Source organism: Blautia sp. MSJ-9 (assembly GCF_018919065.1).
Lineage (GTDB): Bacteria > Bacillota > Clostridia > Lachnospirales > Lachnospiraceae > Blautia_A.
Window position 1 is genome coordinate 58,697 of sequence record NZ_JAHLQG010000031.1, and the last position, 23,722, is coordinate 82,418.

Annotated in this window: 20 protein-coding genes; 3 read left to right on the forward strand and 17 right to left on the reverse strand. The window is 37.6% G+C overall.

Going from position 1 to position 23,722, the window contains the following annotated elements; all coding sequences use genetic code 11:
* Positions 1-240: 240 nt before the first annotated feature.
* The 10 genes from KQI87_RS08165 to KQI87_RS08210 all read right to left on the reverse strand — a co-directional run bounded on the left by KQI87_RS08165 (position 241) and on the right by KQI87_RS08210 (position 11,689).
* A complete protein-coding gene (locus tag KQI87_RS08165; protein WP_118247702.1) occupies positions 241-534 on the reverse strand; it encodes an HU family DNA-binding protein in 294 nt (97 codons plus the stop codon).
* A 461-nt stretch (positions 535-995) separates the two neighbouring features.
* Positions 996-2,486: a hypothetical protein gene (locus KQI87_RS08170; RefSeq protein WP_118247701.1), complete on the reverse strand. Its 1,491-nt coding sequence runs from the start codon at positions 2,484-2,486 to the stop codon at positions 996-998.
* An 18-nt stretch (positions 2,487-2,504) separates the two neighbouring features.
* Positions 2,505-2,681: a DUF5659 domain-containing protein gene (locus KQI87_RS08175; RefSeq protein ID WP_182464971.1), complete on the reverse strand. Its 177-nt coding sequence runs from the start codon at positions 2,679-2,681 to the stop codon at positions 2,505-2,507.
* A 297-nt stretch (positions 2,682-2,978) separates the two neighbouring features.
* The gene (locus KQI87_RS08180; RefSeq protein WP_118247700.1) at positions 2,979-4,607 is read right to left on the reverse strand and encodes a TnsD family Tn7-like transposition protein; all 1,629 of its coding nucleotides are present in this window, start codon (positions 4,605-4,607) and stop codon (positions 2,979-2,981) included.
* Positions 4,604-5,839: a TniB family NTP-binding protein gene (locus KQI87_RS08185; protein ID WP_216459692.1), complete on the reverse strand. Its 1,236-nt coding sequence runs from the start codon at positions 5,837-5,839 to the stop codon at positions 4,604-4,606. The genes KQI87_RS08180 and KQI87_RS08185 overlap by 4 nt, the downstream gene beginning before the upstream one ends.
* Positions 5,832-7,658 (reverse strand): DDE-type integrase/transposase/recombinase, encoded by a 1,827-nt coding sequence (locus KQI87_RS08190; protein WP_118247698.1) that lies wholly within the window; start codon positions 7,656-7,658, stop codon positions 5,832-5,834. The genes KQI87_RS08185 and KQI87_RS08190 overlap by 8 nt, the downstream gene beginning before the upstream one ends.
* Positions 7,648-7,992: a hypothetical protein gene (locus KQI87_RS08195; RefSeq protein ID WP_118247697.1), complete on the reverse strand. Its 345-nt coding sequence runs from the start codon at positions 7,990-7,992 to the stop codon at positions 7,648-7,650. The genes KQI87_RS08190 and KQI87_RS08195 overlap by 11 nt, the downstream gene beginning before the upstream one ends.
* Before the next feature lie 432 nt (positions 7,993-8,424).
* The gene (gpmI, locus tag KQI87_RS08200) at positions 8,425-9,966 is read right to left on the reverse strand and encodes a 2,3-bisphosphoglycerate-independent phosphoglycerate mutase (RefSeq protein ID WP_216459693.1); all 1,542 of its coding nucleotides are present in this window, start codon (positions 9,964-9,966) and stop codon (positions 8,425-8,427) included.
* A 113-nt stretch (positions 9,967-10,079) separates the two neighbouring features.
* Positions 10,080-11,375 (reverse strand): homoserine dehydrogenase, encoded by a 1,296-nt coding sequence (locus KQI87_RS08205; RefSeq protein WP_216459694.1) that lies wholly within the window; start codon positions 11,373-11,375, stop codon positions 10,080-10,082.
* 53 nt (positions 11,376-11,428) lie between these two features.
* On the reverse strand, positions 11,429-11,689 hold the full coding sequence (locus KQI87_RS08210; RefSeq protein WP_216459695.1) for a hypothetical protein: 261 nt from the start codon (positions 11,687-11,689) through the stop codon (positions 11,429-11,431).
* Between the two features lie 105 nt (positions 11,690-11,794).
* Between KQI87_RS08210 and KQI87_RS08215 the strand changes: the two genes are divergently transcribed.
* Positions 11,795-12,016, forward strand: coding sequence for a helix-turn-helix domain-containing protein (locus tag KQI87_RS08215; RefSeq protein ID WP_216459696.1), 222 nt, complete (start codon positions 11,795-11,797; stop codon positions 12,014-12,016).
* 217 nt (positions 12,017-12,233) lie between these two features.
* A complete protein-coding gene (locus KQI87_RS08220) occupies positions 12,234-13,664 on the forward strand; it encodes an NAD(P)/FAD-dependent oxidoreductase (RefSeq protein WP_216459697.1) in 1,431 nt (476 codons plus the stop codon).
* Positions 13,665-13,885: 221 nt separating this feature from the next.
* On the opposite strand, the gene KQI87_RS08225 is transcribed toward KQI87_RS08220, so the two are convergent.
* The 7 genes from KQI87_RS08225 to gap all read right to left on the reverse strand — a co-directional run bounded on the left by KQI87_RS08225 (position 13,886) and on the right by gap (position 22,355).
* Positions 13,886-14,359 carry a GNAT family N-acetyltransferase gene (locus tag KQI87_RS08225; protein WP_216459698.1) on the reverse strand — a complete coding sequence of 158 codons (474 nt, stop codon included), beginning with the start codon at positions 14,357-14,359 and terminating at the stop codon, positions 13,886-13,888.
* Between the two features lie 46 nt (positions 14,360-14,405).
* Positions 14,406-16,379 (reverse strand): hybrid sensor histidine kinase/response regulator, encoded by a 1,974-nt coding sequence (locus KQI87_RS08230; protein ID WP_216459699.1) that lies wholly within the window; start codon positions 16,377-16,379, stop codon positions 14,406-14,408.
* A 73-nt stretch (positions 16,380-16,452) separates the two neighbouring features.
* Entirely contained in the window at positions 16,453-17,631 is a 1,179-nt protein-coding gene (gene rlmD, locus KQI87_RS08235) for a 23S rRNA (uracil(1939)-C(5))-methyltransferase RlmD (RefSeq protein ID WP_216459700.1), read from the reverse strand.
* A 67-nt stretch (positions 17,632-17,698) separates the two neighbouring features.
* Positions 17,699-18,292 (reverse strand): GTP pyrophosphokinase, encoded by a 594-nt coding sequence (locus KQI87_RS08240; RefSeq protein ID WP_216459701.1) that lies wholly within the window; start codon positions 18,290-18,292, stop codon positions 17,699-17,701.
* 743 nt (positions 18,293-19,035) lie between these two features.
* Positions 19,036-19,785 carry a triose-phosphate isomerase gene (gene tpiA / locus KQI87_RS08245; protein ID WP_118508414.1) on the reverse strand — a complete coding sequence of 250 codons (750 nt, stop codon included), beginning with the start codon at positions 19,783-19,785 and terminating at the stop codon, positions 19,036-19,038.
* Between the two features lie 167 nt (positions 19,786-19,952).
* On the reverse strand, positions 19,953-21,146 hold the full coding sequence (locus KQI87_RS08250) for a phosphoglycerate kinase (RefSeq protein WP_216459702.1): 1,194 nt from the start codon (positions 21,144-21,146) through the stop codon (positions 19,953-19,955).
* Positions 21,147-21,335: 189 nt separating this feature from the next.
* Positions 21,336-22,355 carry a type I glyceraldehyde-3-phosphate dehydrogenase gene (gene gap, locus KQI87_RS08255; protein WP_008704062.1) on the reverse strand — a complete coding sequence of 340 codons (1,020 nt, stop codon included), beginning with the start codon at positions 22,353-22,355 and terminating at the stop codon, positions 21,336-21,338.
* A gap of 530 nt (positions 22,356-22,885) precedes the next feature.
* On the opposite strand from gap, the gene KQI87_RS08260 reads away from it, so the two are divergent.
* On the forward strand, positions 22,886-23,704 hold the full coding sequence (locus KQI87_RS08260) for a histidinol-phosphatase HisJ family protein (RefSeq protein WP_216459703.1): 819 nt from the start codon (positions 22,886-22,888) through the stop codon (positions 23,702-23,704).
* Positions 23,705-23,722: the final 18 nt, after the last annotated feature.

Below are 23,722 nucleotides of genomic sequence, written 5' to 3' on the forward strand. Positions count from 1 at the left end.
ATAAAAAAAGAAACTGAAGAAGAAGTTCAACAATTTAAGGAACAAATGCAAAAGCTAAAAGATATTTTGCACTAAGCTCGGTAAAACTCTTTTTTGCTTACTTTTCAGCTTATTTTACTTAAAAAGTAATAAATGTTCGAGCAAAAATGCAGATAAACAGAATAATGCTCTGCATCCATTATGTATTTGTATTATTCTATATTTATCCCTTACCCTCTCCCAACCAACAGGAATACAATTTTACTTATTTACAATTTCCTTATACAAAATCTCTTCTCGTAATTTTTCGCTTGGTGTAAATTTAATTCTATTATGCGCCGGAATTTCCAAACTTCTTCCATTACGAAAGTCAAATCCTTTATGTTCCTTATAATTTCTGATTTCGAATTTTCCCACATATTTTAATGACGCTTTTCCGTCCTCCGTCAATCCCTCACATATCAGTGTTGCCACCGTATCAATAGCAAACTCCGCTTGTTCGTATGTACAATTCTGTATCTCGGAATATCTTCTAATCATCTGCTGACGTTTCATAGTATGTTACTCCTTTTTCCTTATTTTAAATTTATATATAGGCTAACGCCCCAACCAGAGAGAAAAAATAAATGTATGATATAGTTTTCGCCAAACCACCTACTTATCAAATTATATATATATGAAAATACCCTTTATCTTTCTTCATTGGTCGGCAGAGTGCCAGCCGATACCTCATAAGAAGTCAAAGCTTCTCTGGCACGATATCATGCACTGATAAGAATATTTATATCTACAACAAAATTCTTCTCATGTAAGAAAAGAACTTTGATTTTGTTTAAAATGCCACGAATCTTTGAGTGGCAGACAACACAGAGTGTTGGCTTTACTCTTGTCACTTTCGTGACGCTATGTCCTTATCCCAGATAAGTCCATATATAATACTTTTTTATCTAGGGGGGGTGTTTTTAACCGCAGAGTTATAATAATAGCTTTGCGGTCAGAAAGCCCCCCTTTGTTCATTATCTGCTCTTTTCAATCATCCACACATTGTCAAACCGTTTGACTTTTCCATCAACTTTTTTCTTTTTTCGCTTGCATACAATTCTATATGTACTCTTGTATTGATTTTCAAGTATGGCATTTATAGCTTTATAGCTTGTAATGATATGCCGATATTTATCTGTAAATCCCAGTGATTTAGCAAATTCTTGTGTTTCCGACCGATTCCACCAAACCGTTTGTTTCTGGTAGTGATCTTCCAATAATTTTTCTGTATAAATCTTTGCATCGTCATTCCAGGGACTTATATTGATACCAAAAGCATCTTTTAATGTCAACAAAAAACCATTCTTGCCCCGGCGAATCATATCCGTTGTGCGCTGAATGCGATTTTCAAAAAATGTCAGCTTTTTATCGTTCACTGTCTTTGTCAGTACACCATTTATTTTTTCGTCCCGGATTATTCGGTGCTTGTCCGGGTATCTGTTCCCATTTTTCAGATACCATTCTAAGTAGTAATCAATGCCCTTCGTCAATAATATATGCGCCGGTTTTATCCACCGTTTTTCGGCAGAATTAAAGCCATTGAGCGTACTATTTGAGATATTTCTTATATAAAGAGCTGCTACGTCACAATCATCCTGTTTTCTCTTACGACCAACAATCTGTTTAATGGTCTGTATATCATAAATGCCATCAATGATTATGATTGAAAAGCTATAGTCTCTCATAGATACGCCACAATCTAATGCAGATGTACCAAATAGAAACTTTTGTCCGGAAAAAACTTTATCCTCTGAGATTTTCGCAATTTCTGATGATATTGCTTTTTTCATTTTGGCTGTCTTTCCGCTTAAATTACCAGAACCAAGCACAATCGAAGATACGTCTTCATATTTTCTATACATTTTCAGTAATTTCTTTGTGCTGCTCATAACAACCATAGCTTTTACATTTGTGTCATGTGCCACAAATTCAAGAATATTTTCAAGTTCTTCATCGGATTTATATGTATAAATCTCGTTAATCACTTTTGATTCGGTATAATCTTTCGGGTATAGCTTGTAATCCATCAAATTACTATGAAAATACTCAAAAACATCATCTGGCGTTGCAGTTATCCAGATTTTTATACAGTTTAAACTCTTTAATATGTTGTAGTGTCTGTCAGTAAGGTCATTGATTCCACTATCCGAAAAAAGATAGTGGCACTCGTCCAACACAACAATTAAATACTTTTCAAAGTTTTTTATCGACTCAAGTGATTGATAGGATTCGACATCAATGGCAGCAGTAGTAACCTCTTTTCTCTGCTGCCTCTTCAAAAGTAATCGTGGCTCTAATTGAAGAATTTTTTTCCCTTGTAACTGCACAAAGTTAGCCAGCTTATTATTTACAAATGTTGTTTTTCCCGTTCCAGTGCCATTATAAAGAAAGATATTATCTCCTGGTTTCCATCTGTTAATCTCTTCCTCCGAAATAATTTCAGAAATATATTTAGTTTCACTCATTTGTTTCTTCTCCCTCAACTATCTGTTTTTGTATTTTTCAACGGCTTGTCGAAGTTCTGGAGTATTACGAAAGTAAAAGACATTTCTGCCACTTCCTCTTTCATCTGGTCGCATATTTACCAGCACAAACCCCTGTGCAATTAATTTACTCATCAGTCTTTGTGAAAAAATCGTATAATATTTCGTTTCGCTCATTTGTTTAACCTCATTTTCAAAATTTTGACAATAAAAAAGCAACCAATTTTTTAGGGAATCCACCTTGTAACTTGGGCTTTCCCATTTTAAAATTGATTGCTGTTAGTGCCTAATTATATTATGCCTTATGCAAAGCATACCTAGATACATTTGTTCTGTTTGATTTTTATTTAGAATAACACACTTTTCCTAATTTGTCAAGTATTTTCATGTAATTCAACAAAACTTCAAAATAATTCCGAATAGTATAGGAAGATTTTTAAAGTTAGACACAACTTATAATAATCCTTTCTTTATTCATCTCGGACTAATCATATCAATTACTTCCTTTCCTATTTTATTACTAAAATAATCTTTATGTTGGTAAAAGTTCATATTACTTATATGAACCAAATTTTTCACACTGTTCCATCCCAACTTTCCACCTCGCTCTTCAATAACAGATAATGCCCATAGTATCTTTCGTGCCCAAAATTCCTCTTGACTTTCTTCATATTTTTTCACTGTTTCGCTACATTTCTTCATATTATACAAATCGCGATTATTTAATCCCATGAATTTATTTATTGCATTAACTGTAACCCTTTTAGGTATTCCATCACTTGTTTTCTTATAGTCAGCAATAATAGAGTCCATTTGCGGAAAATATTTTTTATCTAGCTCTTCCAGTCTTTTATTTTTCACTTGACTTTTACATTTTTGTGGAAAATGTTTCTCTGTCCATTCATAATCATTTCTTCTTAACCATCTTAGTTGTAATTTATATTCTGATGTTTCACATATCTGTGTAAATGAATATCCTGGATATTTAGAAACTGTTTCAAGCCAAATTTTCCTTAACTTAACAATCTTCTCTTGCGTATTTTCGGATTTCTTTGTTATATATCTTGGATCTGTATAAGTAGGTATTTCATGTTTTCTTCTAATTAAATTGATAAGTGCAGTAGAAACATATAAATCTTTCGCAACACGATAAGTACTTTTACCCGCCTGAAGCATTTCTATAACTCTGTCATCAAAATTCTGTTCTGGTTTCTTATCAGATAACTGACATTTTATTAGTTCTTCCGGCGAAATATTCAAGAAAAGCCCTATCTGAATAATTTCATATGGATTTATTCTTTCTTCATGTAATACTTTCGAAATCTGCCATTGTTCTTGAATCCCTCTATCCAGATCTTTGTAAAATTTTATCATATCACTATATAACAAACTTGATTTTATAATCTTTCCTCTATTCGAAAGATACTTCGTACTCTCCATTTGTGATATAAGATACTGTCCTGGATGTATGACAGAATAAACATTTATCGGTAAACAAACCATTGCCCTTATATACTCTGCAATTTTTATTTCCAAATCTGATCCCTTTTCAAATTTCAAATTCGTTATATTGTTTTCTGCAGTATTAAACGTATGCATTTTATGTCTATCCTTTTTGATTGTACTATTTAATAGCTTACATTTATGTTTTGGACACACTGTAAGTTCCGGCACTTGATGAAGCCTATTCCAATATGTTTCTCCGTACTTGTTTCTATTTTCTTTTACACACATTGGACAATATCTTAAATATTCTGTTCCATTTCTAATTGGCGTAATTGAAAACAAATTGGCGTAATTCCCTTTTAACTCCCTAAGTGCTTGCATAGCTTTAACTCTTTGTTTTAAATCTAAATATCGCCCATAATAATTGCATAAAGTATGATTATTTAACATATCTTCCCACTTACAATTTTTTGTCAGATAATCAACAATCTCCTTAGACATATCATTACAAAATGCAAATTCTAATCTTTCTTTTGGATTTTTTAGAAATTCTTCCATTGCCTGAGTCTGCGATACATAGCCACCTTTTTCATATGACCTCGATAGAAAACTATACATAGTTTCATCTTCATATATTTCTGGTAAATATAAAATCATACTCTCACCTCCACAACTGTTAGATTTTTCTTTAATAATGTAACTATGTTCTCTCCGCTTTCTTTTGCCTCTACAACAATGTCTGCAATTTTGACACTATCGCTTAGTAATAGTTCATCATTTGGCTGTTGTTCATTCTTTTTTCTTTTGGTTGATTTTCGTATCATTGAAAACTCTACATAGTTATGTAATACCTCCATACGATTGTTATATGCTTTTTCTAATAGTCCCAATGTTAGCTCTTTTTCACTTGAAAGAATGCCAATTTCCTGTGCATCATGTAAAATTGATACCACTATAGACGCATTACCATTTGAATGTTCATACAACCATTCTATAATTCTCTCCGTGATTTCCACATGTTTTTCCATATATTGATACTGAAAAATTATTTTGCAGAACGCAATAAACTCTGTTCCATACTCCATAGACCCATATTGCAATCCCATTGTTCTCCTAGCAAGATGCATTGCTTTAGCAAAGAAATCTTTACATTCCGGCGTACCAACAAAACAAATACTAATACCTGAATTATTAACTAGCTGCGTAATACTTCCAACCAAGTTTCTTCCATTTTTCGAATGACATATGTTTTGAATTTCATCGAGAACGAGTAATCCAATATTATTCAATGCAATCTGACTTACACAACCAATCAATGAATCTGTTGTCGCTTTTGATCTTATAGCATTTTCGTAATATTTCGAGCCAAGTAATTCATCAATTTTTCTCAAAATTTCAAGCATTAATCCTTTTGTTGATGAATCAAACGGTGTTTGTACAACCAAAATAGGAATAATCTTTGCATATGGATTTTTCATTTCTATTACTTTATTGCCCCTTAATAGCTGAATTGACCTAAAAATAGATGCACTTTTTCCTATCCCAGAATTTCCGATAATAGAAAACGAATCCGAACCTCCAATAATCCCGCCATTATAAGATGATTTATGTTGTATTACTTTAAAATTCTCTCTCTGCTGCCTAGCTGTATTTATACATTTTTTCTGTAGAGATCGCATTAAAGCAAGATAAAATTTACTGTATATTTCCTGTGACATTTTTGACGGAATATAGATTCTATATATATCAGATAGCGCCATTAATCGCTCTGCTGCACTTGCATTTACAATTTCAGAATCATACTCCGGCAGAACACTCAATGCAGATATTAGTTCTTTTCCTGATAACATCGGCGGTAAATTATCTATAATATTAGGAATTTTATTCATTCTTTTCACTGTCCTTTACAAAGTCTATATGCGCCCTCCGTGTCTCACGTTTTCGTGTTTGGCGGATATCTTTCACTTTTACGTCTGACTTATAACATACATTATTCGCAATATTTTCAATATAACGTGCAAGGTCTATCTGAGCTTGCGTACTTTTCCTATTTTCGCCCGATATAAGTGTTTTCTGACACTTTCTTAGTATTTGTGTTTCCTCCATACTTTTGCCGTTATATTGTCTTTCTATAAGATCAAAAGCCATATATTGACCATCTAGCAATGCCCACACTGTTGTCACATCATCAGGATTATATGCCACACAAACTTCGCCACCGGTCAAATATTCTTCTGTATATCCTTTGCGATGATATCGCATTTTATTAACCTTTAAACCCAACCTAGTAAATTTACCGCTTGTTCTAGGCAGCAGAGAATATATGACTTCATTCTTTCTAACAGAAATCATATTTGCTTCTAATTGATTTTTACCCCACTCAAATATACAATTTGCATACGGCAATACATTTTCAGCAATCATCTGATCTGTATATGGAAAATTTTCTACGATACGTTTTGAGTTGTAAAAAATAATGCAGCGTAATATTACACATTCAAAATCTTTCATCGTTAAACATGCATCTTTTCTATAATCGTGTGATCCTCTTTCTTGGAAATCGGAGTTTATAACGCCTTTTCCTTTGAGATATTTTTTATAGTATCCCTGCACTAAATCAAAAAACTTTTCCACCGACCCTTTTAATTCTGGACGATATGGAGGAAGATTCGTTATTGTAATCCCCAATTCTATCAATTGTTCAAAATTCTCTGATCTGTATTCTGTTCCCATATCTGTAACCAATACACCCGGAAGTTGACTGTTATTCCATTCATTTCTATTTATGACTATTCCATATTTTTTGCACCACTCTACCTTATCTGTAACAACATTTATCATCAAATTCCTTAAGCTGTACATACCACCCTCCCAAGTCAACGAATATCCGCAACATAGACTACTATAAGCATCTATACAAGTAGTAAGCACGGGTCTTCCTACAAGGTTTCCAGCATCATCAACAAGATAAATATCACAAATGGTTGCGTCCAACATGCCCACCCCAACATTTGGCGCAAATTGCTGTACGCCGTCACCAACCAACGGTCTATTATTCCTCTGATAATTTTTCAATCCATCTCGTGAAATATAGTAAGTTTGCATACTTTTTGTTTTACGGTAAAAATATCTAAATTGGTTAAATGTCGGATATTCTGGCAGCAGTTTTCCATTTATATCACAATATTTCTGTTTCAGCATTAAAGTATACGCTGTCTTTAAACTATTTTGATTTCTTGTATAGAAAAATTTGTTAAGTGCCCAACGCATGTTTTTCTGATCGCTGGAAAGTTCTCTTTCTTGTTTCTGTTTTGGGGCTAGTACAGATATATCCTGATAAATTAAATATAAGCATAAATAATGACGTATCGTTTGTTTACTTACATGCATTTCTTCTGCGATATTTTCTATCATTTGGCTTCTCTTTGCACTATCTGCAATAAAAGGCAAGATACTGGCAATCAAAGAAAAATGCGTATGAATAAATTTTCTGCTGTCTGTATCAAATGATTCCATTGATTTAATCTTTGTATTTGTGATACTATGTAACTCTTGTTCTGTGCAAGGTGAAAACAACCTAATTTTTTCATTTTTTACCCATTTTGGCATTGTCTGTTTTATGCAATCAATTATAAGTTTTTTATCTGGTTGCTGATCCAATATTCGTATGATATTGTTACCATTTTTTAAAAGACAATTATTCTTCATTAATTACTATCCCCCAATCTTCAATACCATGTCTTAGCCAATACTCTCTCGACATATCCAACAATTTTACTGTCAGTGGTTTCATTAAATGATTTCTTTTCACACATTCTCTCACCATTTTTTCATTATCTGTTCTTGTACATAGGAAATCAGACATATATATCCCATCTTCTAAATCTTCTAGTACAACATTACATTGAATTTCTATTATTTCAGAATCTCTTTCAAGAATTTCCGCATAGATAGTTTGAATTGGATCATAAGTACGACATATATCTCTGCACTTTGAAAGCATACGCTTTTCACAACGTCCCTTATAGTTCTTTTTCCTCATCTTATTCCACCTTTCTCAATAATATTTAGTTCCCAAAAATATCCCAAAATTGAATTTTTGTTTCCCAAAAACATAATAAATTCATTTTTGGGAAAAGGCATTTCTGGAAATCGCCATTTTTACAGGAATCTCTACTATTTTATTTTCCCTAAAATGCAATTTCTAAATTTCTCTATATTCTTGCAAATTTACGTTATCTTTCAAAAGGTAATATCCATTATCCTGAACTAAATAAAATTTGATTTTTATTTGTGTGCTAAAAAAGTTGCACAAATCAAGGTTTTTCCCTAAAATCCAATAAAAAAAGACCTTGAAGATCTGCACTACTACAAATCTACAAGGTCAATTTTATGTTTAATTTTTTACTGCTGGTTGATGCTGTTTTCCCTTTTCAGAGTATTGAGTTTTACCCACCAACATTTATTTCATCTATTATTTCTCTACAAGAAGAGATTTACCTGTCATATCTGCAGGCTGTTCCATTCCCATAAGCTGGATGAGTGTAGGAACGATGTCTGCAAGGCATCCGTTCTCACGCAGTGTGTATTTCGGGTCTGCATTTACAAGGATGAATGGTACAGGGTTTGTTGTATGTGCAGTCCACGGAGCACCTGTCTCATAGTCGATAAGCTGTTCTGCATTACCGTGGTCAGCGCAGATGAACATCTGTCCGTCAACTTCTTTCAGAGCTTCTACTGCTTTGCCTACGCATTCGTCTACAGTCTCTACTGCTTTTACTGCAGCTTCCTGTACGCCTGTATGGCCAACCATATCCGGGTTAGCGAAGTTGATCACGATCACATCGTATTTGTCAGATTTGATCGCATCTACCAGTTTCTCGCAAACCTGTGGTGCGCTCATCTCCGGCTGAAGGTCATAAGTTGCAACCTTCGGAGATTTTACAAGGATTCTGTCCTCGCCCTTGTTTGGCTCCTCTACACCGCCGTTAAAGAAGAATGTAACGTGTGCATATTTCTCTGTCTCAGCAATACGTGCCTGAGTCATGTTGTGAGCTGCAAGATATTCGCCGAATGTGTTCTGAAGCTGAACTTTGTGGAATGCAACCAGTTTGTTCTGAATGGTATCATCATATTCTGTGAAGCATACAAATGTAACGTGTGGTCTTGCTTTTCTCTCAAATCCCTGGAAATCATCATCGCAGAATGCTCTTGTGATCTCACGTGCACGGTCAGGACGGAAGTTGAAGAATACAACAGAGTCATTGTCAGATACAACACCTGTCGGCTGTCCGTCTTTCTCGATTACTGTAGGGAGTACGAATTCATCTGTCTTGTCATTGTCATAGGAAGCCTGAACTGCTGCTGCAGCGTCTGTTCCTTTTACGCCTTCTCCGGATGTAAGAGCATTGTATGCAAGCTCTACACGATCCCAGCGGTTGTCACGGTCCATTGCATAGTAACGTCCGGAAACTGTAGCAACTTCACCTACACCGATCTTCTTCATCTCTGCTTCGAGAGCTTCTACGAATTCTTTTCCTGATGCAGGAGGTGTGTCACGTCCGTCGAGGAAACAGTGTACGTAAATTTTCTCAACGCCCTCTCTCTTAGCCATCTCGAGCAATCCATAGAGATGTGTGTTGTGGCTGTGTACACCACCGTCAGAGAGAAGTCCCATAAAGTGTACTGCAGAGTTGTTCTCTTTTGCATTCTTCATTGCTGCAAGAAGAGCTTCATTCTTGAAGAAATCTCCGTCCTGGATCTCTTTTGTGATTCTGGTAAGTTCCTGGTATACGATACGACCTGCGCCCATGTTCATATGACCTACTTCGGAGTTACCCATCTGTCCGTCCGGAAGACCTACTGCCAGTCCGCTTGCATTTCCTTTTACAAAAGGATATTCTGCCATCAGCTTGTCCATTACAGGAGTCTTAGCCATGTATACAGCGTTTCCTTCTTTTTTGTCATTCAGACCATATCCATCAAGAATCATTAATACGGTTGGTTTTTTGCTCATAATGTTCTCCTTTTATATGTGTTTCATTAGTAACTGATTTGCCTCTTTATATAGTAACAAAATTTCAGGATTTTTCAATTCTTTTTTTACTTATATCTTTTATTATTCCTGATTTATTTGCCATATACACGGATAATCGTAGAAATCTTTCTTACGGAATCTCTGTTTCTCAGTTCTTCGATGGCAGTTCTGAAATCGCCTTCTCTTACGCTCTCAGTGATCACAACTACCTCTGCACATCCTTCTACTTTGGTATCTTTCTGGATGATCTGAGCTACGCTGACCTGATATTTTGCAAAAATAGCGGTCATTTCAGCAAGTACACCGCAGCGGTCCTCTACTTTGAGACGGATGAAATAACGGTTATGTGTGTCCTCCATCTTCTTAACCGGAATTTCCTTATAACAGGTGCATCCGATTCTTCCGCAGCATCCAATCAGGATATTTCTTACGATATCAAATACATCACCTACTACTGCGCTTGCTGTTGGAAGTTCTCCTGCTCCTCTTCCGAAGAACATAGCGTCCTCTACTGCATCTCCGTGAACAAATACTGCGTTGTAGGAATCATTTACAGTTGCAAGTGGATGAGAACTCGGGATCAGCATCGGGCAGACATATGCCTCGATTCCGTCTGCTTCGTTTCTGGCAACACCGAGAAGCTTGATATCGCGTCCCATCTCTTTTGCATAGTTGATATCCTTTGATGTGATCTTTGCGATTCCCTCTGTATATACGTCATTGAATACTACGCGGGAATTAAAAGCTACAGATGCAAGGATCGCAACTTTACGGCCTGCATCGAGACCTTCGATATCTGCTGTCGGGTCTGCCTCTGCATAGCCAAGTTCTGTGGCAAGTGCCAGGGCATCCTTAAATTCCATACCTTCCTGAGTCATCTTGGTCAGAATAAAGTTTGTGGTTCCGTTTACGATACCCATTACTTCTGTCATATGGTTTCCGGCAAGACACTGCTTCAGCGGTCTGATGATCGGAATTCCACCTGCTACTGCTGCCTCAAACAGAAAATCTACTTTATTCTCATGTGCCGCTTCCAGGAGTTCATGTCCATGTACTGCAATCAGGTCTTTATTTGCAGATACTACATGCTTGCCTGCTTTTAATGCAGAAAGGATATACTCCCTGGCAGGATTAATACCTCCGATCAGCTCTATCACGATCTCAATCTCCGGATTATTTACGATCTCATCCCACTGGCTGGTGAGAATGGATGCATCCTCCAGTTTCGCTGCTGCTTTCTCGATATTTCTGACAAGGATCTTCTTGATCTCAACTTTACAGCCGATCTTGGCTGTCATTTCTTCTTCCTGATTCTTTAGTACTTTATATACACCTGTTCCTACTGTTCCAAATCCTAACAGTGCGGCTTTGATGACTTTTTCACTCATTTTGCAGGATTCCCCTTTCTTGTTCGTTGGTTTTTATACTAGGGCAGAATCGCCTATTTGTCAAGTTCGTCTATGTTTTTCAGCAAAGTATCTATCATATTTTCAAACTCTGAATTCTTTCTGCGAAGCCATTTTACATACCATATAGTTCCCATAACAGCCGTCCATACTGAAACACAGAATATCCCTGTTATTACCATATAAAACAGATGCCCTCTTCCCTGCCGCGGCGCACCACATACAAAACAGTAATACATTACCGCACATATCAATGCTGTTCCTGCACCTGTCATTATCTTTCTGATCGTCTTCATCTTATCACTTTCCTTCTCATAGTGTCGTTATAAAGACACTGTTATAAGAATCATTTTACCTTGATAATAGAAACGAAGCAAGAACAAAATGGACGGTTATAACAAATGATAAGTTACGCAAAATTATGGAAGACAATGAAAAAACGTGGAATTTCCCAGTATGACCTGTATACCTACTATGGGATCAGTAATTCTTTTCTGGATAAACTCCGCCATAATAAAAATGTAGAAATCCGCAGTCTTGATATTTTATGTTCAATTCTTGACTGCGATTTCGGAGATATTGTAGAACATATCCCGGACAGCTCTGTATCTCAGGAAAAATAATCTGTTTTGTGTTATAATTGTTTTGTATCTTTTGGTAGAACAATCTGCACTATTTTTTAATGTTTCTTCTGCATTTCTTCTTTCATAAATCCTACACTTGATTTCTTCTAAATTTCCTTCAAAATGCACTCATTTATAAATCTAACCTATGAATTTATTTATAAAAACAAAGGATTTTTTTCTGCATTTATGTTATACTTTTTAAGGATTATACAACATGCTAACCATAATTAAACCAACCCGTAAAAAATATTCACTTGAAAGGATTGTAACCTATATGAAATATGATGTAGTAATCATTGGCGCCGGACCTGGCGGCATTTTTTCTGCTTATGAGCTGATGGAACAGAACAAGGATCTTAAGATTGCTGTTTTTGAATCAGGTAATCCCCTGAATAAAAGGCACTGCCCAATCGATGGAAATAAAGTAAAAACCTGTATTAAATGCAAAACCTGTGCTATTATGAGTGGTTTCGGTGGTGCCGGTGCTTTCTCTGACGGTAAATACAACATCACCAATGACTTTGGCGGAACTCTTTATGAGCACATCGGTAAGAAAGAAGCTCTTGATCTGATGCGTTATGTAGATGACATTAACGTTGCCTACGGCGGTCAGGATACAAAAATGTATTCTACTGCAGGAACAAAATTTAAGAAGCTCTGTATGCAGAATAAATTAAAACTTCTGGATGCTTCTGTGCGTCATCTGGGAACAGATATCAATTATGTAGTTCTGGAGAATCTTTATGCCAAATTAAAAGAGCATGTGGATTTCTTCTTTAATACTCCGGTAGAACATCTGGAGCTCCTGGATGACGGTTATCGTATCATCACAAAAGACGGTACAACAGATTGCAGCAAATGTATTGTTTCTGTTGGCCGAAGCGGAAGCAAATGGATGGAAGAAGTCTGTAAGGAGCTGGATATCCCAACCAAATCTAACCGCGTAGACCTTGGTGTACGTGTAGAACTCCCGGCCGTTATCTTCTCCCATCTGACTGATGAGCTTTATGAAAGCAAGATTGTTTACAGAACAGAAAAATTCGAAGATAATGTAAGAACTTTCTGTATGAATCCTTACGGTATTGTCGTAAACGAAAATACAAACGGTATTGTCACAGCTAACGGACACAGCTATGAAGATCCGTCCAAGCAGACCGAGAATACAAACTTTGCACTTCTGGTTGCAAAGCATTTCTCAGAGCCTTTTAAGGACAGTAATGGATACGGCGAAAGTATCGCACGCCTTTCCAATATGCTTGGCGGTGGCGTTATTGTTCAGCGTTTCGGAGATCTGGTACGTGGAAGAAGAAGTACCGTCGCACGTATCGAAGAGGGTATGGTACGCCCGACACTGGCAGCTACTCCTGGTGACCTGAGCCTTGTTCTGCCGAAGCGTATCCTTGACGGAATCATCGAGATGATTTATGCTCTGGATAAAATTGCTCCTGGTACAGCAAACGACGATACCCTTCTCTATGGTGTGGAAGTTAAGTTCTATAATATGGAAGTTGAGATTAATGAAAATCTGGAGAGCAGATATAAAGGGCTGTATATCATCGGTGACGGAAGTGGTGTCACTCATTCCCTGTCACATGCTTCTGCAAGTGGTGTTTATGTAGCACGTCAGATTGTTGAGAATATGTAATTTATCAGACAGCTATAGTTTCTTTACCACCTGATAAATCCGGTCAAGCGGATAAAAGCATCTGCTTCGTTACTTGCTCATAATCGAATAAAACTGATCTGCTCCGCAGTTTCAGTTAAAAAATGGAGACTGTAGCTCATTCGAACCTACAGTCCCCATTTTTATATTCTCATTAGTTTATATTCTGGTTAATTTAAAAGAATCAGCCCAAACATCTAAGATCATGCTCTATGATATGCCATCCATTTATCTAATCCTACACGTTCAAAAGAACCACAATATTGAAACCCGCATTTCTCCAGAAGTCTCTGCATTGGAATATTATCTGCATAGGTGTCCATTCGGATATTCGGTATCTGCGAATATGCCCAGTCCAGGCAGTAAGAGGCGGCGCCTTTCACAATTCCTGTTGATGCAACCCTGTGAACTACCGCATAAGGTTCTTCGTTCAGCCATTTTCCATTAATCCGTCTGTAGTCTTCATCTTCTTCCACTGCATAGTAAAATACACAGGCAATCTGTTCCTTTTCTATGCACAGATACATGCGGTCTAAATCCTGCTCTATCAGTTCTCTTGACGGATAGTCGTCTCCCCACTGTTCTGCATTGCCGTTTGTACGCATAAATTCTCTTGCTTTTTCATAAATCTGCATGATCTGATCCAGATCCTGCACAGATGCTTTTCTTATTTCCATATATATTGACCCTCGTATTATATAATAGTAGTCTCATTTTATGTTTCTAATTTATTGTCTCTGCAATTATACGCATAAGTTTTTCGATTTCAATCGGTTTGGCAGCATACCCGTTCATTCCTGCTTCAAAAGCAGCTCTGCGGTCTTCCTCGAATGCATTTGCAGTCATAGCAATGATTGGAATCTTCGACCGACTGTCAGGCAATTTACGGATCATTTTCGCAGCCTGATAACCATTCATAACAGGCATCTGAATATCCATAATGATCAGATCATAATATCCTGCATCTGCTGTTCTCAGCATATAAAGTGCGATTTCTCCATTCTCTGCGATTTCCACCTGAATTCCTGCATCAGAAAGAATCGTCAAAGTTATCTCCGCATTAAGGGCATTGTCTTCAACCAGAAGGATTCTTTTGCCCTTTAATGATATCTCCGGCTTCTGCTGTTCATTCGGTTTACTGTTCTCTGCCAAAGCCAGCTTTAACGGGATTTCAACTGTAAAGCAGCTGCCTTTTCCCTGAGTACTCTCTACTGTGACCGTTCCATTCATCAACTCCACAAATGATTTCACGATTCTCAGACCCAGCCCGGTTCCCATAATGCCGCTTTCCGAAGTATTTCTTTCCCTGGAAAATGCTTCAAACAGATGTGGAATATATTCTTTGTTGATCCCAATACCAGAATCTGCCACCGCGATCCTTAATAACATATGATTCGGCTCTGCCGCAGAAAGCTCTTCTATATTTACATCTACGCTTCCATATGTCGGTGTATATTTTACTGCATTACTCATAAGATTCATCAGAATCTCTCTCAATTTCATTGTATCGCACAGTACATTCTGATGAGTTATATCAATATGACGGGTAACTTTCAGACACTTACGAGTGATTTCATTTTCCAGCAAAACATCCAGTGTTCCATTTAGTTTTCTGATATCCCATACAGTTTCATGCAGCGTTTCCTTCCCACTCTCAATTCTTGACACTTCCAGAATATTTCCGATCAGTGCCAGCAGAAAACAGCTGGAGTCTTTTAATTTGTTTAAATATTCTTTTGTTTTCTCTTTTTCTCCCCAATGACTCTCCATCAGATTCGCATACCCAATAATCGCATTCATCGGAGTCCTGAGATCGTGCGACATGGCAAACAAAAAATCTGTTTTGGCTTTGCTTCCTTCCTGTGCCTGCTGCAAGGCTTTTCGAAGCATCATCATATCAGAAACATCCAGAAATGTAGTTACTGCAACTCTTTCTCCACTTGGCAGATAAATAGACTTTGTTTTTGCCATGGCATGGCATTCTTTCTCACTGTCTTTATTAATGATGCATTCATAGTCAACTACAACATCTTCATCGCGCAAACGCTTTAATTTTTCAATAGTTTCCTTTTCCGGATAATATACTTTCTTAAGGATTGTGCCCAGATTCTTCTGCGCTTCCCTGATGTCTTTTACATTATACATTCTCAGTGCTTCTTTGTTCATATGTATAACTCTATGACTTGGAAGTGTATATGTCAGCAGTCCACAACTCTGTACATCCAGAAGATCTCTGTAATAATTCTCCTGGATAACCTGTTCTCTTCTGAGATTCATATTCTGTTCTGCCAGACGGCGTTCTGCAAATTTATCACGTTCCAGACGCATGATATCCGAAATATCCTGATGCGTACCGATTATGCTGGCACAGTCTGTCACCGACATATCTCTGCATCCGCCACAGCGAACCAGCATTTCACCTGAAACAGGATGAATATAACGATATACAATCTCTATTCGCGTTTCTGTCAGTTTACTCATATATTCCCGAAACAGTTCTCTGTCATCCGGATGGATCCGTTCTAAAAAAAATGCCTGACGTTCTTCCGGTGTTACAGGTTCTGTGATCCCCAGAAGTTCATCCATCATAGAATCTGCATAGAACCGCCCTACTTCATTATCGCAAAATTCCACTCTCCAAAGTCCGATTCTTGATGTGTGAAGAATCTTTTTTTCATCCACATGCTGTTCACCCATGGCAATAGACTCCCTCCACTGTTATTCTATTTAATCAAACTAATACTCTCTTTCGATTTGATGCATGATTCTGTTAAAACTTCGCAGATACCTTGTCTCCTCTTCTCTTTGTCAGAAGACAGACAGTTTCACAGTGGTCTGTAAAACTGAACATATCAACCGGCTGTATTTTTCTTACTTCATATCCGTGTTTCGTAAGATACTCCAGGTCTCTTGCGAGAGTTTCAGGGCCACAAGATACATATACAATCCTAGATGGTCCCAGCTTAATCATAGATGACATAAATTTCTTATCACTGCCTGTACGCGGCGGATCCATAAACACTACATCCGCAGTCTCACCGTTCTCTGCCATTGCTTCCATGAACTCCCCGGCATCACCCTGATAGAAATGTGCATTTGTAATCTTATTCTCTCTTGCATTAATTTTTGCATCATGCACAGCATCGGGATTTAATTCCACACCTATGACATTCTTTGCTCTCTTTGCAGCAACCAATCCGATCGTTCCGATTCCACAATAAGCATCAATTACTGTTTCTTTTCTGCCAAGACCTGCATACTCAATTGCCGTCTTATACAGGATTTCCGTCTGTACAGGATTTACCTGATAGAATGACTGTGGAGAAATTCGGAAAGAACATCCACAGAGTGTATCGCGGATAAATCCTTTTCCGTAAATTACAATATCTCGTTCTCCCAGCACCATACTGGTCTTCTTGTCATTGACATTCAATACCACTGTGGTGATCTGTGGATATTTTTTTCGTAAGTATTTTACGAAATTATTCTTTGATGGAAATACCGGAGATGCTACAACAAGGACTACCATAATCTCATCTGTAGAAAACCCTCTTCTTACCAAAACATGACGAAGAAGGCCATAACCTGTGTCTTCATCATATGTTTTTATTTTAAAAGATTTCAACATATCACGAATTGTACGGATAATTTCCTGACTGATCCTGTCTTCGATCATACATTCTTCTACAGGAACTACTTTATGTGTTTTTGCCTCATAAGTTCCACAGATGATGTTGCCTTTTCTATCTCTGTCAAATACTGCATGAACTTTGTTTCTATAATAAAATGGATCATCCATTCCAATAATTGGCTTTACATTTCCAAACTTCTTAAGAAGTTTGCTCATTTTCTTCTGCTTAGCAGCCAGCTGTTCTTTGTAAGGAACGCCTTGATACTGACAGCTTCCACATTTTTTTGATACGCTACATTTTTTTATTTTTTCTTCCATGAAAAATTAACCTGCTTTCTGTCTGCATACTTTTTATAATTATAACAGCGAAAACAGGTTCCTGCAATCAAATAGCATCTATTCTATTTCTCAATTTTAACATTTTTCGATCCAAAGATGCAATTTCTTCAGAATATCCCTTTAGTTCTTTTCCTATTTTATCAGCACCTTTTACATTCTTTTTGTAAAGGAGCTGATATTCGAAAACAGACCAGAAGTCCATAGCTGTTGTTCGAATCTGGATTTCCACTGTTTTTGTTTCCATTTTATTATCAATACAGACAGGAACTCCCATGATCAGATGCAGACTCATATATCCGCTTTTCTTTGGTTTTGCAATATAATCTTTTTCTTTGATAAGCGTAAGATCTTTCTGTTCCTTCAACATTTTCGCAATTTCATATACATCATCTACAAAAAGACAAACTATCCTGATTCCGATTAAATCATTCAATTTGGTTTTGGCAAGTGTAAATTCTGGTTTCAGGTTCTTGCGTTTCATCTTGGCATAGATACTTTCCGGTGTCTTTATCCTCTGCGAAACATTCTGGATTACTTCTCTGTTATATTTGCTTTCCAACTGTTCGCCAATTATTTTGACTTTTACAGCCAGGACTCCCATCACATACTGACAGTGAAGATAATATTGGTCTTTATTCATTTCATTTCTTATTTTCTCTATTTCTTTTTTTATATCCCTCTCCCCATTTCTGCAATTGCTGTTATCAGGCAGATAAGTCATTACGATTCATTGTCTGTGTATAATCGAATAGTTATTATATTATCATGTTTATATATTTTTCACTATCATTTTTCTGTAAAACAATTGTTAATTTATACAGAATTTTCCCAGAAGAAATCTATGTTATGTCGGATTTTAGATTATTTTGTCGAAATGTTCTAAGCAGATTTATGGTTAATCCTGTAGACGAATGTAGAAAAATGTGGTATAGTTTATACATACTAAAGAGATGAAAACAAGATACAAAAGAGTTATCCAGATTACTAATGAATAAACTCACAAAGTAATCAACTTGCAAAAGTTAAAATACAAAAGATAAATATTTAAAATACAAATGTTCAAATTATAAACCACTAAAGAGAATCGTCTAAAATTGTAATGATTCATCTCCTAATCACTAAAGATTTCTATCTGAAATACAAAAGATATACACATTGTGAAAATATTATACAAAAGCTAAAAAGACAGTTTCCTAAACGAGACTGTCTTTTATTTATGTAAAAATCAGAGTTTCTGTCTTTTTATCACCAGAGAATACGTAAGACTTTCTACCTATTCCAGCGGTAGATAATAATACACGCCCTGGCAGTCGAAACTGTCAGGGCGTGTTCTGTCTGGGCACAAAGATTATCTATTTATAATCAGTTTTGAATTTATAATTCTTATTTGTAGTTTACGATCTTTCCGAAATCAGCTTTCAGAGAAGCGCCACCAACAAGACCACCATCGATATCGTTCTGAACGAATAAGTCAGGAGCTGTTGCAGGATTTACAGATCCGCCGTACTGGATGCGGATTGCTTCTGCTGTTGCTTCATCATAGATTTCAGCAATGCAAGCACGGATACCAGCGCATACTTCCTGAGCCTGCTCAGTTGTAGCTGTTTTGCCTGTTCCGATTGCCCAGATTGGCTCGTAAGCGATAACTGCTGTCTTAGCCTGATCTGCTGTAACACCCTGGAATCCAACTTTAACCTGCTGACGGATGAAATCCATTGTCACGCCCTGCTCTCTCTGAGTAAGAGTTTCGCCGCAGCACATGATAGGTGTGATTCCATGTTCGAAAGCTTTGAGGATCTTCTTGTTAACGTCTTCGTTTGTTTCTCCGAAGTATTCTCTTCTTTCGGAATGTCCGAGAACAACGTATTTAACTCCAGCGTCTACGAGCATTGCAGGGGAGATTTCTCCTGTGTAGGCACCTTTCTCTTCGAAGTACATGTTCTCAGCACCAACCTGGATATTGGTTCCTTTAGCAGCTTCTACAACTGGGATGATGTCGATTGCAGGTACGCAGAATACAACGTCAACTTCGTCATTTACTACTAATGGTTTTAATGTTTCTACTAATTTAACGGCTTCGCTTGGTGTCATGTTCATTTTCCAGTTACCAGCGATAATTTTCTTTCTTGCCATGATAATTTTATCTCCTTAGTGTCCCTTGTGGGACGTTATTTATATGGTAACACCACATCTACTAAATTCAAGCTTCGCCCACGGCTCACTTTCATTAAGTAGATAGGTAGGCTTTCACACTAAATTCGGCCTGCACCTACGGCTTGACCTTATTAAGTGTTCAATGCCTATTTATCGTTTGCTGCTGCAACGCCCGGGAGTTCTTTTCCTTCCAGAAATTCAAGAGATGCACCGCCACCTGTGGAGATGTGTGTCATCTTGTCGCCATAGCCAAGAATGTTAACTGCAGCTGCAGAATCACCACCACCAATAATAGTTGTAGCGTCTGTATCAGCAAGTGCTTTGGCAACCGCTTCTGTACCATGAGCAAAGTTCGGCATTTCGAAGCAGCCCATCGGTCCGTTCCATACAACTGTCTTAGCATCTTTTACAGCGTCAGAGAAAAGTTTCTCTGTTTCAGGTCCGATATCCATTCCTTCCCATCCGTCCGGAATTTCACCACGTTTCACAACCTGGATGTTGCAGTCATTGGAGAAGTCATCACCAATTCTGTTATCTACAGGAAGAAGAAGTTTTACGCCTTTTTCTTCTGCTTTCTTCATCATGTCTAATGCATACTGAAGATAATCATCCTCGCAGAGGGATCTGCCGATATGTCCACCCATAGCTTTGGAGAATGTGTAGGACATACCACCACCGATGATAAGAGTATCCACTTTATCAAGAAGGTTATTGATTACAGAGATCTTGCTGGAAACCTTAGCTCCGCCAAGGATAGCAACGAATGGTCTCTCAGGATTGTTAACTGCGTTTCCAAGGAAATCGATTTCCTTCTGCATTAAGTAACCAACAACTGCTGTATCAACATATTTAGTTACACCAACGTTAGAGCAGTGTGCTCTGTGTGCTGTACCGAATGCATCGTTTACAAATACGTCGCAAAGAGAAGCGAGTTCTTTGCTGAATTCGTCTCCATTCTTTGTTTCTTCTGCACGATAACGTGTGTTCTCAAGTAAGATGATGTCTCCGTCTTTCATCTCATCTACTGCTGCTTTTGCATTTGGTCCTACTACTTCCGGATCTGCTGCAAATTTAACTTCCTGTCCTAATAATTCGGAAAGGCGAACTGCAACTGGTGCAAGAGATAATTCCGGTTTCGGTTCTCCCTTCGGTTTTCCAAGGTGAGAGCAAAGAATGATCTTTCCGCCATCTGCAACGAGCTTCTTGATTGTAGGAAGAGCTGCTACCAGACGGTTCTCATCTGTAATCTTTCCATCCTGAAGCGGAACATTGAAGTCACATCTTACAAGAACTTTTTTGCCTTTTACATTGATATCATCAACAGATTTTTTGTTCAGCATTTGTGGTGCCTCCTTAATAATATTCTTTAACTGTTACCGCGTAATTTGTGGGCGATAACATATGATTTCCATATAGTCTGCCAATTGTCAGCGGCAAACTATGCATACTGTTCAGACAACGCGAAAAGGATCCGGCCCATATCAGACCGGACCCTTCGCTGGAGTCTATTCTTCTACACTTACTGAAAATTAAGCGTTCAGTAATTTACCAAAGTGTTTGATTGTACGAACCATCTGGCTTGTGTAGGAGTTTTCGTTGTCATACCAGGAAACTACCTGTACTTCTGTTGTGCCATTCTCAAGTGGAAGAACCATTGTCTGAGTAGCATCGAACAGAGAACCAAATCTCATACCAACGATATCGCTGGATACGATCTCATCTTCGTTGTATCCGAAGGATTCGTTAGAAGCTGCTTTCATAGCTGCATTGATCTGTTCTTTTGTTACGTTTCCTTCAACAACTGCTGTTAAGATTGTTGTAGAACCTGTTGGGGTAGGAACACGCTGAGCAGATCCGATTAATTTGCCGTTCAGTTCTGGGATAACAAGACCGATAGCTTTAGCAGCACCTGTGCTGTTAGGAACAATGTTAACTGCAGCTGCACGGGATCTTCTTAAGTCACCTTTTCTCTGTGGTCCATCAAGTGTCATCTGATCGCCTGTGTAAGCGTGGATTGTGCACATGATACCAGATTTGATTGCAGCGAGGTCATTTAATGCTTTAGCCATTGGAGCTAAGCAGTTTGTTGTACAAGAAGCTGCAGAGATGATGTGGTCTTCTTTTGTAAGAGTTTCATGGTTTACATTGTAAACGATTGTCTTAAGGTCGTTTCCAGCCGGAGCGGAAATGATAACGTGTTTAGCACCTGCATCGATATGAGCCTGAGCTTTATCTTTGGATGTATAGAATCCTGTACACTCAAGAACTACGTCTACACCGATTTCTCCCCATGGAAGTTCAGCAGCGTTAGCTTTTGCGTAAATTTTGATTTCTTTTCCGTCAACTGTAATGGAATCTTCTCCTGCTGTTACTGTGTCTGCAAGAGCATATTTTCCCTGTGTTGAGTCATATTTTAATAAGTGAGCAAGCATTTTAGGAGATGTTAAATCGTTGATTGCTACGATTTCAAATCCTTCTGCTCCAAACATCTGACGGAATGCAAGACGTCCGATACGTCCAAAACCATTGATTGCAACTTTTACTGCCATGATAAAATTCCTCCTATGAATTAAGTGGTTAATTATGGTAATCCTTTGTTTGTTAAAGAATCATCAACCTGTAATGTATTGTACATAATTCTAAACAAAAATTCAAGACCATTTTCTAAAAAACAAATAAAAATTAAGTAAAAATTGTAAATTCTATGGTATACTGGGTATGCAGTGCACTGTAAATATCCGTGTTGCTGCCCACATCCTGCTGTTTTGCGGAATTTCTGGTTTAAGTGTGTCCTGTTTACGAGACATTTATACAATTTCTGCATACAGTATCTTTTTTATTTCTGTTCGTAACTGTTCAGTACCTTCACAGTTACGAGTCAAAATCCATTAAAAATTGCCTGCGGCGATGGGTTTTTGACTTGTACGTCTCGAGATTTTGGCATTTTCATGCCAAAACACCTCGCGGGATAGTGGACTGCTGAATGGTTACTTCTGTTCACATATTGTTATCCCCATGACAAATGTCACCGGATATGAAGTGAACAGTCACTATTTTATATTATGAAAGGACTGAAATTATGGACAGAAAGATATTATGGGACTGTCATATGCACTCTTCTTTTTCTGCGGATTCAGATACTCCTATGGAATCCATGATCCAGCGTGCAGTGGAGCTTGGTCTGAAGGGGATCACTTTTACAGAACATCTGGACCCGGATTACCCGGCTACTCCTGATGGGCTGGATTTCTCTCTGGATATTCCTTCCTATCAGAAGAAGCTCGCAGAACTTTCAGATACATATAAGGATAAGATCCAGATGCGTTTCGGAATTGAACTTGGTCTGCAGATGCATCTGGGAGAATATTTTGATTCTCTGCTTGCACAGGTACCATTTGATTTTGCTATTGGCTCTTCTCATCTTGTTCACGGATATGATCCTTATTATCCGGAATTTTTTGAGGGGCGCAAGGAGTTCTTATGTTATATGGAATATTTTGAATCCATTCTTGAGAACATCTCTGTCTATGACGGATTTGATGTATACGGGCATATCGACTATGTTGTGCGCTATGGTCCGAATAAGAACCGGGAATATTCTTATGGACGATACAAAGATATTCTGGATGAGATCCTCCGGAAACTGATTTCCAAAGGAAAAGGAATCGAGCTCAATACAGGCGGATACCATTACGGACTCGGTGAACCTAATCCATGTACAGCAGTCATAAAGCGTTACAGAGAACTTGGCGGTGAGATCATTACGATCGGTGCAGATGCACATACACCGGACAAAGTAGCCTATGCGTTTGACAAAGCCGCAACTGTACTTGAAAACTGTGGCTTCCGGTATTATACAGTATTTAAGGATCACAAACCGGAATTTATTTCTTTATAAAATTGTTTTATAAATAGT

What these genes read in the sequence shown, in the direction of transcription:
- KQI87_RS08165 (WP_118247702.1), bottom strand. Translation starts at nt 534, where the DNA reads ATGAAACGTCAGCAGATGATTAGAAGATATTCCGAGATACAGAATTGT.
- KQI87_RS08170 (WP_118247701.1), bottom strand. Translation starts at nt 2,486, where the DNA reads ATGAGTGAAACTAAATATATTTCTGAAATTATTTCGGAGGAAGAGATT.
- KQI87_RS08175 (WP_182464971.1), bottom strand. Translation starts at nt 2,681, where the DNA reads ATGAGCGAAACGAAATATTATACGATTTTTTCACAAAGACTGATGAGT.
- KQI87_RS08180 (WP_118247700.1), bottom strand. Translation starts at nt 4,607, where the DNA reads ATGATTTTATATTTACCAGAAATATATGAAGATGAAACTATGTATAGT.
- KQI87_RS08185 (WP_216459692.1), bottom strand. Translation starts at nt 5,839, where the DNA reads ATGAATAAAATTCCTAATATTATAGATAATTTACCGCCGATGTTATCA.
- KQI87_RS08190 (WP_118247698.1), bottom strand. Translation starts at nt 7,658, where the DNA reads ATGAAGAATAATTGTCTTTTAAAAAATGGTAACAATATCATACGAATA.
- KQI87_RS08195 (WP_118247697.1), bottom strand. Translation starts at nt 7,992, where the DNA reads ATGAGGAAAAAGAACTATAAGGGACGTTGTGAAAAGCGTATGCTTTCA.
- gpmI (WP_216459693.1), bottom strand. Translation starts at nt 9,966, where the DNA reads ATGAGCAAAAAACCAACCGTATTAATGATTCTTGATGGATATGGTCTG.
- KQI87_RS08205 (WP_216459694.1), bottom strand. Translation starts at nt 11,375, where the DNA reads ATGAGTGAAAAAGTCATCAAAGCCGCACTGTTAGGATTTGGAACAGTA.
- KQI87_RS08210 (WP_216459695.1), bottom strand. Translation starts at nt 11,689, where the DNA reads ATGAAGACGATCAGAAAGATAATGACAGGTGCAGGAACAGCATTGATA.
- KQI87_RS08215 (WP_216459696.1), top strand. Translation starts at nt 11,795, where the DNA reads ATGATAAGTTACGCAAAATTATGGAAGACAATGAAAAAACGTGGAATT.
- KQI87_RS08220 (WP_216459697.1), top strand. Translation starts at nt 12,234, where the DNA reads ATGCTAACCATAATTAAACCAACCCGTAAAAAATATTCACTTGAAAGG.
- KQI87_RS08225 (WP_216459698.1), bottom strand. Translation starts at nt 14,359, where the DNA reads ATGGAAATAAGAAAAGCATCTGTGCAGGATCTGGATCAGATCATGCAG.
- KQI87_RS08230 (WP_216459699.1), bottom strand. Translation starts at nt 16,379, where the DNA reads ATGGGTGAACAGCATGTGGATGAAAAAAAGATTCTTCACACATCAAGA.
- rlmD (WP_216459700.1), bottom strand. Translation starts at nt 17,631, where the DNA reads ATGGAAGAAAAAATAAAAAAATGTAGCGTATCAAAAAAATGTGGAAGC.
- KQI87_RS08240 (WP_216459701.1), bottom strand. Translation starts at nt 18,292, where the DNA reads ATGAATAAAGACCAATATTATCTTCACTGTCAGTATGTGATGGGAGTC.
- tpiA (WP_118508414.1), bottom strand. Translation starts at nt 19,785, where the DNA reads ATGGCAAGAAAGAAAATTATCGCTGGTAACTGGAAAATGAACATGACA.
- KQI87_RS08250 (WP_216459702.1), bottom strand. Translation starts at nt 21,146, where the DNA reads ATGCTGAACAAAAAATCTGTTGATGATATCAATGTAAAAGGCAAAAAA.
- gap (WP_008704062.1), bottom strand. Translation starts at nt 22,355, where the DNA reads ATGGCAGTAAAAGTTGCAATCAATGGTTTTGGACGTATCGGACGTCTT.
- KQI87_RS08260 (WP_216459703.1), top strand. Translation starts at nt 22,886, where the DNA reads ATGGACAGAAAGATATTATGGGACTGTCATATGCACTCTTCTTTTTCT.